This is a genomic window from Silanimonas algicola (genome assembly GCF_054777375.1).
Genome location: NZ_BAAHAS010000002.1, coordinates 63,132 through 77,140 on the forward strand (window position 1 = coordinate 63,132; position 14,009 = coordinate 77,140).

Genomic DNA, 14,009 nt, shown 5'->3' on the forward strand with positions numbered 1-14,009 from the left:
CATGAGCCTGGTCGAACTGAAGGCCCTCGCCGGCCAGCGAAGCTGCGATGAGTGCGTGTTGCACCCGATGTGCAAGCCCGCGCTGGTCGGCATCGAGGACATCGAACGCCTCTCGGGCGCGGTGCTGGCCCGGCGCCCGTTGGGCAAGGATGCCGTGCTGTTCCGCGCCGGCGAGCCGATGCGCTCGGTGTTCGTTGCCCAGAGCGGCGGCTTCAAGACCATCGCCATCAACGAGGCTGGCGACGAGCAGGTCATCGGGTTCTATTTCCCGGGCGAACTGATCGGCCTGGAGGGCCTGCGCGACGGCCGTTTCAGCACCGACGCCGTCGCCCTCGAGGCCGCCCAGGTGTGCGAGGTGCCGCTGCCGGCACTCGAGCGGGTGGCGACGCAGCGCCTCGAATTCCAGCGGCAGATGATGAAGGCCTTGGGCGAGGGCATGGCCCGTCACCAGGACCATCTCGAGCTGCTGGGCCGGAAGCAGGCGCAGGAGCGCCTCGCGATGTTCCTGCACGGACTCTGCGAGCGCCAGAAGCGCCTGGGGCGCGACCCTTCACGGCTGCACCTGCCGATGAGCCGTTCCGACATCGGCAGTTACCTGAGCCTCGTCATCGAGACCGTCAGCCGCGGCCTGTCGAAGTTGCAGGACGAGGGCGTGATTTCGGTGAAGGGCAGACAGCTGGAAGTGCTCGAGCCCGAGCGCCTTGCGAGCATCGCGCACGGTGAGGAAAACGACGGCGAGCGCTGCGCCGGTCGGCGTTGAGGATGCGATCAGCCGGCGAGGCTGCGGCAACCCAGCGCCGCCAGCGCCGAGTGCAGCATCGGTAGCGAGACCAGCCACGGCGCGGCGAGCGTCAATATGCCGCTGCCGCCGATGGCGAGGGCGCCGATCGTTCGCCACCGAGGGGTGTCCAGGCCGAGGCGGGCGCCGCTCCAGCCGAGGCTGGTCATCAGCGGCAGCGTGCCGAGGCCGAAGGCCCCCATCAGCAGGGCGCCGTGCAGTGCATCGGCTTCCAGCCATGCGGCGCTGAGCACGGTCGCCGAGAAACCGCAGGGCAACCAGCCCCACAGCAGCCCGAGCAGCCATGGTCGCAGCGGACCGGCTTCAGGCAGGCGGGCGCGAAGCGGGGCCAGCCATCGCCAGATCGGCAGTGCGGGCAAGGCGGCGGCGAAACGCGGGCGGACGATGCGCACCGCGGCCATCAGCAGCACTAGGCCGACGCCGGTGCGGAGGGCCGTGCCCAAGCCTTCGATGGCGAGCACGCCAAGCAGGCCGCCGCCCAGGCCACCCACGAGCGCGCCCGCCGCGACGTAGCCGGAGACGCGCCCGAGGTTCGTCGCCAACGCGCGGTAGGCAGCCCCCGACGCGGGGCCCGAGCTTCCAAGGCCGGCGGCGATCCCGCCGCACATCGCCCCGCAGTGGGCGCTGCCGAGCAGGCCGGTCAGCAGCGCTGCGCCGAGGACCAGCAGGTCAATCGGCATCGCGGCCACCGGTGCCGGGCGGCGGGGCGCGCTCGTCGCCGAGGATGTCGAGCGAGGGCGTGTCGAGGTCCTCGAACTGCCCGCTGCGCACGGCCCAAGCGAACACCACGAGCGCGAGGCCGACCAGCAGCAGCGAGATCGGCACGAGGAACAGCAGGACGTTCATGGTGCATCGCCCTCGAGGCCGCGGCCGATGCGCCAGGCGTTGGCGGTGACCCCCAGCGAGGACAGCGCCATGCCGAGCGCGGCGAGGCCGGGGCCGACGATGCCGACGGCCGCGAGCGGCAGCATCAGCGCGTTGTAGGCGATGGCCCAGACGATGTTCTGGCGGACGATGGCCTGCGTCTGCCGCGCGAGGCGCAGCGCGTCGCCCAGCGGTGCGAGGCGCGACCCGAGCAGCACCAGGTCGGCCTGGCGCTGTGCCAGCGAGGCTCCGCTGGCCATCGCGGCCGACACATCGGCGGCGGCGAGGACCGCGGCGTCGTTCACGCCGTCGCCGACCATCAACACGCGATGGCCGTCGGCCTGCAGCCGGTGGAGTGCGGCGAGCTTGCCCTCGGGCGAGAGGCGGGCCAGCCGTTGGTCCGCGCCGATGCCGAGTCGCTCGCCGAGCGCCGCCACGCGCGCGTCCGCATCGCCGCTGAGGATGCGCAGCGCGAGGCCGTCGCGCCCCAGGGCGGCGACGGTGGCGGCGGCGTCGTCGCGGGGGGCGTCATCGACGTCGAAACGCGCTTCGAGGCGGCCATCGCAGGAGAGCCAGATCCCGCCATCGTCGGGTGTGCCCACGTCGGCGGCGGGATCGGCGAAGCGACGGCGTCCGAGGCGCCAGAGGGCGCCCTCGATGCGGCCTTCGACCCCGTCACCGGGCCGCAGGACCACCGCGTCGGCGTGCCCGCCTTCCGGCGCGGCGCCAAAGGCTTTCGCCAGCGGATGGGCGACGCCGAGCTCGAGCCGGGCGGCGATGGCCCGGAGAGCCTCGGGATCGCGCGAACCCAGGGTTTCGATCGCCAGCAACTGCGGCTCACCGCGGGTCAGGGTGCCGGTCTTGTCGAAGGCCACGAGGTCGATGGCCGCCAGCCGGGGCAGGGCATCGGGGCCCAGCGCCAGCACGCCGCGGGCCAGCAGGCGCGATTGCGCGCGCGCGATCGCCGCGGGCACGGCCAAGGCCAGCGCGCAGGGGCAGGTGGCGACCAGCACGGCCAACGTTGCGGGGAAGGCGTTCGCGGGTTCGATGAACCACCACGTGATCGCGACCAAGGCCGACAGCACGAGCGTGGCCGCCACCACGCGGCGCGCGATGGCTTCGGCCCAGCCGGCCATGGCCGGTCGCTGTTCGCGCGCCTGGGCCACCTGCCGGGCGATCTGCGACATGGCGGTCGCCGCCCCGACGGCGGTGGCCCGCAGGCGCAGTGTGCCGGCGTGCACATGGCTGCCGGCCAGCACCGGATCGCCCTGGCGGCGGCGCAGCGGCGTCGATTCGCCGGTGAGCAGCGCTTCGTCGACCCAGGCGTCCTCGCCGTCCACGATGCCGTCGCAGGGCAGGGCGTGCCCGGTGCCCACCTGCACCAGGTCACCGATCGCCAACTCGCGGGCCGGAATGGCTTCGAGGGCCTCGCCGCGCACGCGCCAGGCCATGGCCGGCTGCGCCCCGGCGATGGCGTCCAGCCGGGCGGTGTTGGCGTCGCGCAGGCGGGCTTCTAGGAAGCGTGCCGCCAGGAGGAACAGCACGAACATGACCGCCGCGTCGAACCACACCTGCGGCCCGCCGCGCAGGGTCTCGACCAGCGAGCCCGCCCACGCGAGCAGGATGCCGCCGCCGATCAGGGTGTCCATGCCCGGCAGGCGCATCCGGAATTCAGCCCAGAGGCCGCGGAGGAAGGGGGCGCCAGCGATGAACACGACCGGCGCGGACACCGCGGCGGTCACCCAGCGGAAGGCGTCGCGGGTGGCCTCGGGCATCTGGCCGGCGGTGTCGAGGTAGAGCGCTTCGGAAAACATCATCGCCTGCAGCGTGCCGAGCCCGGCGATGCCCAGCGCGAAGAGTTGGCGGCGGCGCTCGCGCCGCTGCTCGGCTTCGCGTGCCGGTGAGGCCAGCAGCGCCGGGCGGTAGCCGAGTCGGCCGATCCGCTGCAGCAGGGCCGAGAGGGTCGCCCTCGATGGGTCCCAGCGCAGCTGCAGGCGGCCATCGACGGCATTGGCCCGGACATCGAGCACACCGGGCGCTTGGCGCAGGGCCTTGTCGACCAGCCATGCGCAGGCGGCGCAGTGCATGCCGCCCAGCGCCAGGCGGATGGCGCGGGCACCCTCCGTCGCTTCCGAGTGCGCCGCGAGCAGATCGTCGCGATCCCAGTCGCGGTAGTCGTCGTCGGTTTCGACGCGCGGGCCGGGCGCGCTGCGCCAGCGGTAGTAGTCGCCGAAACCCGACGACGCGATCCATGCCGCGGCGCCGGCGCACCCGTGGCAGCAATAGGGTTGTTCGACCCCGTCCACGGCGGCATGGACCACCGTGGAGGCGGTTTCTCCGCAGTGGGCGCAGACGGTTGCCGGCGCGGCGAAGTCCGCGCGGCGCGTCGTGGCAGCGGCGCCGTCAGCCGGGGCCATCGCCAGTGCCGGGGCTCGTGACGTTGTCGCTGGCCACCGCGGGCGCGAGATCGATGGTCCGCGCCCCCCTTGGCCAGCGCGCGACGAGTCGCCACGCCCCGTCGGAGGGCTCCAGCGAGACCCGCCAGCCGACATGGGCGTCGAAGGCTGGCGCTTCCCAACGGCCTCTCCCCGCGACAAGGGCGATCTGGGTGTCCTGGGTCGCGTCGAGTGGGTGCTCGAGGCGCAGATGCAGCGCCGCCGTGGTCTCCAGTCCCGTGATGTCCACCGTCGTCATGGTGCCGTCCATTGCGATCCGCCCAGCGAGGCCCATGCGCCGCGCCGCGGCGTCCGCCGCCAGATCGACTTGTTGCACCTGTGCGGTGCGCCGGACCGGGTCGCTGACCGTGTCGAGCCCGCCACGGCCGATAAGGGCGAGCGTGGCGACCCCGGCCGCGAGCGTCGCCACCGGCAGGCCGATGAGCAGGAGCAGCACGGGATTCTTTGCTTTCGAGGGCATCTCGCGGGCCGGCGACGCCCGAGGCCACGGGCAGGATGGCGACAGTCTGGCCGAGGCGGCCTTGCCGGGGTTTGCGTTCGATCAAGCGGGGGGGATGTCAGCGATGGCAAATCCTTGATCCACCCCCCTGTGGCCGTCCCCGCAAGGCCGTAAGCTGGCCGGAATGATCAAGCCCGTTCCCATCCACCGCGTCCGTCCTGGCATGTGGTTCCACCGCTTGGGCGGTTCGGGTTTCCACCACGCCTTCGTGAAGCACGGTTTCCTCCTCGAAGCCCGCGATATCGAGGTGTTGGCCGAGGGTGGCGTCGAAGAGCTGATCATCGATACCGACAAAGGCCTGGACGTCGAGGGCGTGGACGCCGCCGCGCCGTCGGTCGAGACCGAGGGCGGTGTGCCCGCGGGTGGTGTCGGCGCGGACGCGGCGGCCCCCGCGGGCGCCGCCCTCGACCCGGCCGCTCCTGTCGTTGCGCCAGAGGCCCTCCCGGCCGATCCGGTCGTGGCCCCGGCGGCGCCGCTGGCGCCGCGCCACAGCATGGACCAGGAACTGCATCGTGCCCGCCGCATCTGCCAGGACAGCAAGGCACAGGTGGTTGCCCTGTTCAACGACGCGCGCTTGGGCAAGGCGATCCAGCCCGAGGCCGTCATGCCGATGGTGGAGGAGATCAACGACTCGGTCAGCCGCCACCCTGACGCCTTGCTCAGCGTGGCCCGTCTGAAGACCCACGACGAGTACACCTACATGCACTCCGTGGCCGTGTGCGCGCTGATGGTCGCGCTTTCGCGCCGCCTCGGGCTGCCCGAGGACCAGGTCCGCGACGCCGGCGCTGCCGGCATGCTCCATGACCTCGGCAAGGCCGCGATGCCGCTGAACGTGTTGAACAAGCCGGGCGCGCTCAGCGATGACGAGTTCAAGATCATGAAGGCGCACCCGGTACGCGGCTACGAAATGCTGAAGATGGCCGGCTCGGCGTCCGAATCGGTCCTCGATGTCGCCCTCCACCACCATGAGAAGTTCGACGGCACGGGTTACCCGCACAACCTCAAGGGCGACGCCATCAGCCTCATGGCCCGAATGGGCGCGGTCTGCGACGTCTACGACGCGATCACGTCGAACCGACCCTACAAGAAGGCTTGGGGGCCTGCGGAATCCCTGCAGCGCATGGTCAGCTGGAAAGGCCACTTCGACGAGTTGGTGCTGAAGGCCTTCATCCGCAGCGTCGGCATCTATCCCGTCGGCGCATTGGTCCGCCTCGAGTCGGACCGTCTCGGCGTGGTACTCGAACAGGGCGAGAGTTCCCTTCTGGCGCCGAAAGTCCGGGTCTTCTTCAACGCACGCAAGCGCGAGCCGGTCTTCATCAAGGACGTCGATCTCGGCGCCCCTGACTGCGGCGACCGCATCGTCGGCCTCGAATCCGCCGACAAGTGGAACTTTCCGAACATGGAAAAGCTCTGGCTCGCGCAGTGAGCGAGGCATCGCGCAGCAACGCCGCGCGATGGGTCAGAGCGGTCCGAAGAAGCGGGTTTCCTCGGCCACCGTCGTGGTGCCATCCAGGGTCGCCACCTCCAGCGTGACATCGACGCGGCCGGTCACCGCGCCCGCCGGCGCCTTGAGGGCGATGCCGACGCTGCGCACCTCGCCGGGGCCGACGCCGACGGTTCCCGGATCGGCCGCCAGCGTGACGCCCTGCGGCGCCTCGACGACGCGGATGCGGTAGGCGGCCGGCGCCTCGGACTTGTTGATCAAGCGCAGCGTGTAGCCGTTCTCGACGCTGCCATCGACGTTGGTCCGGTACAGCGCGTTGCGGTCGCGCAGCACGTCGACGATCAGCGGGCTGCGCGTCGCGATGCCCACGGCGATGCCGATGGCGATGGCCGCGAGCAGGCCGCCGTAGACCCAGATGCGGCCGCGCAGCACTTTCGTCGGTTTGCCGTCGACGGCGTTCTGGCTCGAATAGCGGACGAGGCCCTTCGGATAGCCCAGCTTCCCCATCACCTCGTCGCAGGCGTCGATGCAGGCGCCGCAGGCGATGCACTCGTACTGCAGGCCGTTGCGGATGTCGATGCCGGTGGGGCAGACCTGCACGCACATCGTGCAGTCGATGCAGTCGCCGAGCGCCTCGCCGACGGGCTTCTCGCGCTCCTCGACATGGATGGCCGCATCGACGATCGAGGTGGTGCCGCGGGCGCCGCTGGCGAGGCTGGCGGCGCTCTGGTGGCGGGCGAACCAGGCCACCCAGCCGTCGGCGTCCGCCTTCGGCAACAGCCCGCGGGCACGCTCGAGCACGCTGGCGAGGCTGCCCTTCTTGCGCGGCCCGCGCGGTTCGCCGCGGCGCTCGTCGTAGGCGATGATCAGGGTGTTGCGGTCGAACATCGCGCTCTGGAAGCGCGCGTAGGGGCACATGTACTTGCACACCTGCTCGCGCAGGAAGCCGGCGTTGCCCCAAGTGGCGAGCGCGTAGAACAGCGTCCAGAAGGTCTCGTAGCCGCCCCACTCGAAGGGCACGAGGCGGGCGCCGAGGTCGCGGATGGGCGTGAAGTAGCCGACGAAGGTGAAGCCCGTCCAGAGGGCGAACACCGCCCAGAGCAGGTGCTTCGAGCCCTTGCGCAGCAGCTTCTCGCGCGACCAGGGCGCCGCGTCGAGCTTCATCCGCTTGGCGCGGTCGCCCTCGGTCCAGCGCTCCATCCAGAGGAAGACTTCGGTCCACACCGTTTGCGGGCAGGCATACCCGCACCACAGCCGCCCCGCCATCGCCGTGAAGAAGAACAGCGAGAGGCCCGCCATCACCAGCAGCAGGGCGAGGAAGATGAAGTCCTGCGGCCAGAACACCAAGCCGAACACGTGGAACTTGCGCGCCGGCAGGTCCCACAGCACCAGCTGCTGGCCGTCGATCGAGACCCAGGCCACGCCGTAGTAGAGGCCCAGCAGGACGACGACGGCGAGGTGGCGCAGGCGCTGGAACAGCCCGGACACCTCGCGCGGGTACACTTTCGCCTCGGAAACGTACAGGGCGCCGTCGTCGACGACCTTCAGCGGCAGCGGCTTGCCCATCGATTCAGTCCTTGAGCGGACCGTTGAAGCGGCTGGCGGGCCGCAGCAGGATCCAGGTGAACAGGCTCGAGCTCGCGGTGGCGGCCCAGAACATGAAGAAGCAGATCGTGTAGCCCACGCCGCGCCCGATCTCGTGGTCGAGATCGGGGAAGCTGATGTCGCGGAGGTCCAGCGGATCGACGAAGGCGAAGAACACCATCGTCATCACGCCCGCCGCGAAGAACGACGGCCAGAGGATCGCGCCGAGCCGCTGGGTCCAGCTGCGCGGCGGGTGCTCGATGCGCGGGCCGTCGTCCATGGCCTCAGCCTTCGCTCGTGGCGGTCGGTGCGGCGGCGTCCGCCGCGGCCGCCTCGGCGGGCGCCGGTGCCGGTGCCGGTGCCGGTGCCTGCGCCGGCGTCGAGGCGAGTTCCGGCTCACCGCTCAGCGAATGCACGTAGGCGGCCACCAGGCGCACGCGGTCCGCGCCCAGCACCGGCTCGAAGGCCGGCATCTGGCCGTTGCGGCCCTTGATGATGCCTTCGCGGATCGTGGCGAGGTCCGGCGCGTACAGCCAGTCGGTGTCCGTGAGGTTCGGGGCGCCCAAGGCCGGGTTGCCCTTGCCGTCGACGCCATGGCAGGCCGCGCAGACGAGGTCGAACTTCGCCTTGCCGACCGAGGCCAGCGCCGGATCTACCGACGTGCCGGAGAGCGACTGCACGTAGGTGGCGACCGCCGTCACCGCGGCATCGTCGCCGATCGCCGCGCCGAGGGCGGGCATGACACCGATCCGGCCGTGGTTGATCGTCGCCAGCATCGTGGCCTCGTCCTTGCCCCACTGCCAAACCGTGTCGGTGAGGTTGGGGAAGCCGCGGGCGCCGCGACCGTCCGAGCCGTGGCACTGCGCGCAGTTGTTGGCGAACAGGTTGCGGCCGACGGCCAGCGCCTCCGGCGATCGGGCGATCTCGGCGATCGGCATCGTGGCGAACCGGGCGTAGCGCTCGGCGAACGCCGCGTCGGCCTTGGCCTTCTCGGCGTCGTGCTGCTTCTGCGAGCTCCAGCCGAACGCGCCCTCGGCCTTGCCGAAGCCCGGATACACCACGAAGTAACCGATGGTGAAGGCGATGGTCAGGTAGAACAGGTTGATCCACCAGCGCGGCAGCGGCTTGTTGTACTCGGTGATGTTGCCGTCCCAGACGTGGCCGGTCGTCTCACCGGTGGGCAGGCTGCTGTTGCGCTGCTTCGAGGTGTACCAGAGCAGCCATACGCAACCGACGAGGTTGAGGACGACGAGGGCGATCAGGAACCAGGACCAGAAGTCGCTCACGGGCGTTCCTCCGTCGTTTCGTCGTCAAGGGCCATGCGGGCCAGGCGGTCGAAGTCCGCGGCTCGGCGGACCACGAACAGCCAGTAGGCGCCGCCGAGGAAGGCGGCAAGAAGGATTGCGGTGACGGTGCCGGCGATCATGTCAACCTCGCGGTGCGTGTTTGCCGAGGCCCTGCAGATAGGCCACCAGCGCGTCGAGTTCCGACTTGCCTTCGACGGCCGCCGCGGCGCCCTGCAGGTCTTCGTCGGTGTAGGGGTGGCCCAGCGTGCGCAGCGCGGCGAGGTTCGCCGTGATCGCCTTGCCGTCCACCGGCGTTTCGGCCAGCCATGGGTAGGCCGGCATGTTCGACTCCGGCACCACAGCGCGCGGGTCCATCAGGTGCACGCGGTGCCAGTCGTCGGAGTAGCGGCCGCCCACGCGGGCGAGGTCCGGACCGGTGCGCTTGCTGCCCCACTGGAAGGGACGGTCGTAGACCGACTCGCCGGCCAGCGAGTAGTGGCCGTAGCGCTCGGTCTCGAAGCGCAGGGTGCGCACCATCTGCGAGTGGCAGTTGTAGCAGCCCTCGCGCACGTAGACGTCGAAGCCGGCCTGCTCGAGGGCGGGGCGGGGCTTCATGCCGGGCAGCGGTTCCACCTGCTCGGCGCTGTACATCAGCGGGACGATCTCGGCGAGGCCGCCGAAGCTGATCGCCACGGCGATCAGCACGCCCATCAGGCCCACGTTGCGTTCGATCTTGTCATGGCTCATCGCGGCGACTCCTTAGGCGTGGGCCGGTTCGAGGACGGGGTGTTCGACCGCGCCGCGCGAGGCCTGCAGGGTCTTCCAGACGTTCACGACCATCAGCACCATGCCGACGATCACCAGCACGCCACCCGCCAGGCGGATCAGGTAGTACGGGTAGGTGAACTTCACGATCTCGATCCAGGCGTAGGTCAGCGTGCCGTCGACGTTCGCCGCGCGGCTCATCAGGCCCTGGCCGATACCGGACACCCACATCGAGGCGGCATAGAGCACCACGCCGATGGTGTGCGTCCAGAAGTGCGCGTCGATCAGCTTGGTCGAGGCCATTTCCTTCAGGCCGACGCACTTCGGGATCAGCATGTAGACCGCGCCGATGGAGATCATCGCGACCCAGCCCAGCGCGCCGGAATGCACGTGGCCGATGGTCCAGTCGCTGTAGTGCGAGAGGGCGTTGACCGACTTGATCGACATCATCGGGCCCTCGAAGGTGCTCATCATGTAGAACGACAGCGAAACGATGAGGAACTTCAGGATCGGGTCGGTGCGCAGCAGGTGCCACACGCCCGAGAGGGTCATGATGCCGTTGATCGCACCGCCCCAGCTCGGGGCCAGCAGCACCAGGGAGAACACCATGCCGAGGCTCTGCGCCCAGTCCGGGATGGCCGTGTACTGCAGGTGGTGCGGGCCCGCCCACATGTAGATGGCGATCAGCGCCCAGAAGTGCACGATCGAGAGGCGGTAGCTGTAGATCGGCCGGCCGGCGCGCTTCGGCACGAAGTAGTACATGATCCCGAGGAAGCCGGCGGTCAGGAAGAAGCCCACCGCGTTGTGGCCGTACCACCACTGCACCATCGCATCGACGGCGCCCGAGTAGATCGGGTAGCTGTGCAGGGCCGAGGTCGGCAGCGCCAGCGAGTTGGTGATGTGCAGCACTGCGACGGCGATGATGAAGGCGCCGTAGAACCAGTTCGCCACGTAGATGTGGCTCACGCGGCGCTTCACGATCGTGCCGAAGAAGAGCACCGCATAGGCCACCCAGACCACGGCGATGGCGATGTCGATCGGCCATACCAGCTCGGCGTACTCCTTGCCCTGGGTCAGGCCCAGCGGCAGCGAGACGGCGGCCGCGACGATGATCGCCTGCCAGCCCCAGAACACGAAGCTGGCCAGCTTGTCGGAGATCAGCCGCACGTGGCAGGTGCGTTGCACCACGTAGAGCGAGGTGGCGAACAGCGCGCTGCCGCCGAAGGCGAAGATCACCGCGTTGGTGTGCAGCGGGCGCAGGCGCCCGAAGCTCAACCACGGGATGTCGAAGTTGAGCGCCGGCCAATAGAGCTGGGCGGCGAGCAGCACGCCGACGGCCATGCCGACCACGCCCCAGATCACGGTGGCCAGCGAGAACTGGAGGACGACCCGGTCGTTGTAGGTCGCGGGTGGGGCTTCGGGGTGCCGGGTGGGCGCGGACGCGCTCATGGGAGGCCTCGTCAGGGAAGTGAGGCCAGTGTGAGTGTCGGTCGGGTGCGACCGATTGACGCCGGTCAAAACGGCGTCTGCGGGTCCCGCGGCCCGTCCCGGCCCGGGCGAAGGTCGCGCATTCGTCGCGCCCGGAGGGCGATTTCCCGTCAATTCGGGACTTACAAGAAAATCCAAGACCCTTTGGTGCCAAGCCTCAACTGTTTCATCGTGAAACCGTTGCTTGAAGCAACCGATGTGACGGCGTTTCTTCCGTCCGGTGACGAAAACGTGACTCGCTTCACCGCACGTCCCCCGTCACGACCCTCCCGCGACCCCCTTCCTGGCAGACCTTGGCGGTCCGCCCTGGGAAGGTCTGGTCGGCGGGGAGGGCGGCATCACCGAGGCGTGCCCGCGCGCCCGGGGGCCGGTAGCTGGCGCAGGGATGCCAAGGGCTTCGGCCCGACCTTCCGTTTCGCTCCAATCGACCAGGGGAAATTCAACGTGATCCGCAAATCCTTCCAGCCCCATGCACTGGCTGCCGCGCTGTTCATGGCCATGGCGCCGCTCGGTGCCGCGGTCGCCGCCGATGGACCGCGCGTTTTCAACGCATCGGCCATCGAATCGGGCGCCGAGTTCTCGGGCTTCATCGTCAAGTTCCGCGACGGCACCGCCGAGCGCGCCAACCCGGCCATGGTCACGAATTCGCTTCAGGGGACGAATTCGATGATGGCCCGCGCCGCCGGCGGCGCCCCGGGCCTGCGCCATTTCCGCCGCATGTCGCTCGGCGCCGACGTGGTTCGCGCGGAGCGCGCGCTCAGTCGCGCCGAGGCCGTGCAGGTGATGCAGCAGTTGGCGAGCCTGCCGGGCGTTGAATACGTCGAACCCGACCTGATCATGCGTCCGGCGCTGACGCCCAACGACACGCGCTACGGCGAGCAGTGGGGCTTTTTCGACGCCGACGCCGGTATCCGCGCCAACACGGCGTGGGACGTCGCCACGGGCGCGGGCGTCATCGTCGCGGTGATCGACACCGGCCGCACGGCCCACAGCGACCTCGACGCCAACACGGTGGCGGGCTACGACTTCATCTCCAGCAGCACGACGGCCAACGACGGCAACGGCCGCGACGCCAACGAGTTCGATCCGGGCGACTGGACCACGGGCCAGTGCGGTCCGGCCAGCAATTCGAGTTGGCACGGCACCCACGTCGCCGGCACCATCGCCGCCGTAACCAACAACGCCAAGGGCGTGGCCGGCACCGCGTTCGGCGCGAAGGTCATGCACGTCCGCGCGCTGGGCACTTGCGGCGGCTCGACCTCCGACATCGCCGACGCCATCACCTGGGCCTCGGGCGGCACCGTCTCGGGCGTGCCGACGCTGTCGGCCTCCCAGGCCGCCAAGGTCATCAACTTGTCGCTGGGCGGATCCGGCGCCTGCGGCACCACGACGCAGAACGCCATCAACGGCGCGGTCAGCCGTGGTTCCACCCTGGTCATCGCGGCGGGCAACAGCAACACCAACGTCTCGACGGCCACGCCAGCCAACTGCGCCAACGTCATCGCGGTCGCCTCGGTGACGAGCAGCTCCGCCCGTTCGAGCTTCTCGAACTACGGCACGCTGATCGATGTGTCGGCCCCGGGCTCGGCCATCCTGTCAACGCTGAATTCGGGCACCACCACGCCGGGCGCCGAGACCTACGCCAGCTACAGCGGCACCTCGATGGCCACCCCGCACGTGGCTGGCGTCGTCGCCCTGATGCAGAGTCGTCGCATTGCGCTCGGCTTGCCGCTGCTGAGCCCCGCCCAGGTCGAGTCGACCTTGAAGAGCACCGCGTATCCGCTCTCGGGCGCCTGTTCGGGCGGCTGCGGCGCCGGCATCGTCGATGCCCGCCGCGCCGTCGATGCCGCGGGCGGCGCGGGCGGTGGCGGTGGCACGACGCAGACCTACGCCAACGAGACCGACTTCGCGATCCGCGACAACACCACGATCAATTCACCGATCACCGTGTCGGGCCGCAGCGGTGCTGCGCCGTCCAATGCCTCCGTGTCGGTGGACCTCGCCCACACCTACCGCGGCGACCTGCTCGTCCAGCTGGTGGCACCGGATGGCTCGCTGTACACCATCTCGAACCGTGCCGGCGGCAGCGCGGACAACCTGATCGGCACCTACACGATCAACCTGTCCTCGGAGCAGCTCAACGGCACCTGGAACCTGCGCGTCAACGACAACGCGGCCGGCGACACCGGCACGCTGCGTCGCTGGACGATCACGTTCTAATTGGAAAAGGGGAACGACGGCGGGCCCGGGCTTCGGCCCGGGCCCGGCGGCGTCAAGACCGCTTTGGCCAAGGAGGGGGAGCCCGCGCCGCAGGTGCGGGCTTCGTCGTTCCGGGCTCAGTCGATCGCTTCGAAGCGGTTGGCGGCGACGTTCTTGCGCACCCTGAAGGGATCCCAGACGCGGCCGTTCATCGCGATGTAGACGCCGGGCGGCATCGACTGCACGGCGCCGACCGCACAGCCGACGTTGAACTCGGTGTCGGAGCCGCGGAAGCGCGCCGGGCTGAGGGCGCCGGTGAGTACGATGGTCTTGCCGAGGTCGGCCAGCACCTTCGCCGTCTCCACCATGGTGTCGGTGCCGTGGGTGATCAGCACGTGCTTTTGCGGCTGAGCGGCGATGAGCGTGCGCACCATCTGCCGATCGTCGTCGGTGATGTGCAAGCTGTCCTTGCGCAGCGCCGGGATGACCGTGAACCGGAAGGCGACGCCGAGCTCGCGCAGGATGTTGCCGATCTGCGGCTCGCCGACCTGGTAGTCCGACTTGTCGTCGAAATAGACCTTGTCGATCGTTCCGCCGGTGGTGACGATCAGCAGCTCGTCCATCG

Annotated in this window: 14 protein-coding genes; 3 read left to right on the plus strand and 11 right to left on the minus strand. The window is 69.9% G+C overall.

Translation table 11 applies throughout. The annotated features are described in order from the left end of the window. Window position 1: 1 nt before the first annotated feature. The gene (locus ACYVAK_RS05425; RefSeq protein WP_461058792.1) at window positions 2-760 is read left to right on the plus strand and encodes a helix-turn-helix domain-containing protein; all 759 of its coding nucleotides are present in this window, start codon (window positions 2-4) and stop codon (window positions 758-760) included. A gap of 8 nt (window positions 761-768) precedes the next feature. On the opposite strand, the gene ACYVAK_RS05430 is transcribed toward ACYVAK_RS05425, so the two are convergent. From ACYVAK_RS05430 to ACYVAK_RS05445, 4 genes are read right to left on the minus strand one after another with little or no spacing between them, the layout of a single operon-like run. Next, entirely contained in the window at window positions 769-1,479 is a 711-nt protein-coding gene (locus ACYVAK_RS05430) for a sulfite exporter TauE/SafE family protein (protein ID WP_461058794.1), read from the minus strand. Next, window positions 1,469-1,645 carry a cbb3-type cytochrome oxidase assembly protein CcoS gene (ccoS, locus tag ACYVAK_RS05435; protein WP_461058796.1) on the minus strand — a complete coding sequence of 59 codons (177 nt, stop codon included), beginning with the start codon at window positions 1,643-1,645 and terminating at the stop codon, window positions 1,469-1,471. Before ccoS ends, ACYVAK_RS05430 begins: the two co-directional genes overlap by 11 nt. Beyond that, window positions 1,642-4,080: a heavy metal translocating P-type ATPase gene (locus ACYVAK_RS05440; protein WP_461058798.1), complete on the minus strand. Its 2,439-nt coding sequence runs from the start codon at window positions 4,078-4,080 to the stop codon at window positions 1,642-1,644. The genes ccoS and ACYVAK_RS05440 overlap by 4 nt, the downstream gene beginning before the upstream one ends. Beyond that, window positions 4,067-4,555 carry a FixH family protein gene (locus tag ACYVAK_RS05445; RefSeq protein ID WP_461058800.1) on the minus strand — a complete coding sequence of 163 codons (489 nt, stop codon included), beginning with the start codon at window positions 4,553-4,555 and terminating at the stop codon, window positions 4,067-4,069. Before ACYVAK_RS05445 ends, ACYVAK_RS05440 begins: the two co-directional genes overlap by 14 nt. A gap of 187 nt (window positions 4,556-4,742) precedes the next feature. Here ACYVAK_RS05445 and ACYVAK_RS05450 point away from each other — a divergent pair, with 187 nt between their 5' ends. After that, window positions 4,743-6,044, plus strand: coding sequence for an HD-GYP domain-containing protein (locus ACYVAK_RS05450; RefSeq protein ID WP_461058801.1), 1,302 nt, complete (start codon window positions 4,743-4,745; stop codon window positions 6,042-6,044). 33 nt (window positions 6,045-6,077) lie between these two features. Here the strand turns inward: ACYVAK_RS05450 and ACYVAK_RS05455 are convergent, their stop codons facing one another. The 6 genes from ACYVAK_RS05455 to ccoN are packed head-to-tail and all read right to left on the minus strand — an operon-like array spanning window position 6,078 to window position 11,146. Then, complete coding sequence (locus ACYVAK_RS05455; protein WP_461058803.1) at window positions 6,078-7,628, minus strand: 4Fe-4S dicluster domain-containing protein; 1,551 nt, start codon at window positions 7,626-7,628, stop codon at window positions 6,078-6,080. A gap of 4 nt (window positions 7,629-7,632) precedes the next feature. Next, window positions 7,633-7,926: a hypothetical protein gene (locus ACYVAK_RS05460; RefSeq protein ID WP_461058805.1), complete on the minus strand. Its 294-nt coding sequence runs from the start codon at window positions 7,924-7,926 to the stop codon at window positions 7,633-7,635. A gap of 4 nt (window positions 7,927-7,930) precedes the next feature. Beyond that, a complete protein-coding gene (ccoP, locus tag ACYVAK_RS05465) occupies window positions 7,931-8,932 on the minus strand; it encodes a cytochrome-c oxidase, cbb3-type subunit III (protein WP_461058807.1) in 1,002 nt (333 codons plus the stop codon). Next, entirely contained in the window at window positions 8,929-9,072 is a 144-nt protein-coding gene (locus ACYVAK_RS05470) for a cbb3-type cytochrome c oxidase subunit 3 (protein WP_297866214.1), read from the minus strand. The genes ccoP and ACYVAK_RS05470 overlap by 4 nt, the downstream gene beginning before the upstream one ends. A 1-nt stretch (window position 9,073) precedes the next feature. Next, the gene (ccoO, locus tag ACYVAK_RS05475) at window positions 9,074-9,679 is read right to left on the minus strand and encodes a cytochrome-c oxidase, cbb3-type subunit II (protein ID WP_461058809.1); all 606 of its coding nucleotides are present in this window, start codon (window positions 9,677-9,679) and stop codon (window positions 9,074-9,076) included. Between the two features lie 12 nt (window positions 9,680-9,691). Next, window positions 9,692-11,146: a cytochrome-c oxidase, cbb3-type subunit I gene (ccoN, locus tag ACYVAK_RS05480; protein ID WP_461058811.1), complete on the minus strand. Its 1,455-nt coding sequence runs from the start codon at window positions 11,144-11,146 to the stop codon at window positions 9,692-9,694. Between the two features lie 531 nt (window positions 11,147-11,677). On the opposite strand from ccoN, the gene ACYVAK_RS05485 reads away from it, so the two are divergent. Beyond that, complete coding sequence (locus ACYVAK_RS05485; protein WP_461060490.1) at window positions 11,678-13,405, plus strand: S8 family serine peptidase; 1,728 nt, start codon at window positions 11,678-11,680, stop codon at window positions 13,403-13,405. Window positions 13,406-13,521: 116 nt separating this feature from the next. On the opposite strand, the gene ACYVAK_RS05490 is transcribed toward ACYVAK_RS05485, so the two are convergent. Continuing rightward, window positions 13,522-14,007, minus strand: a complete 486-nt coding sequence (locus tag ACYVAK_RS05490; RefSeq protein WP_461058813.1) for an asparaginase domain-containing protein — start codon at window positions 14,005-14,007, stop codon at window positions 13,522-13,524. Window positions 14,008-14,009: the final 2 nt, after the last annotated feature.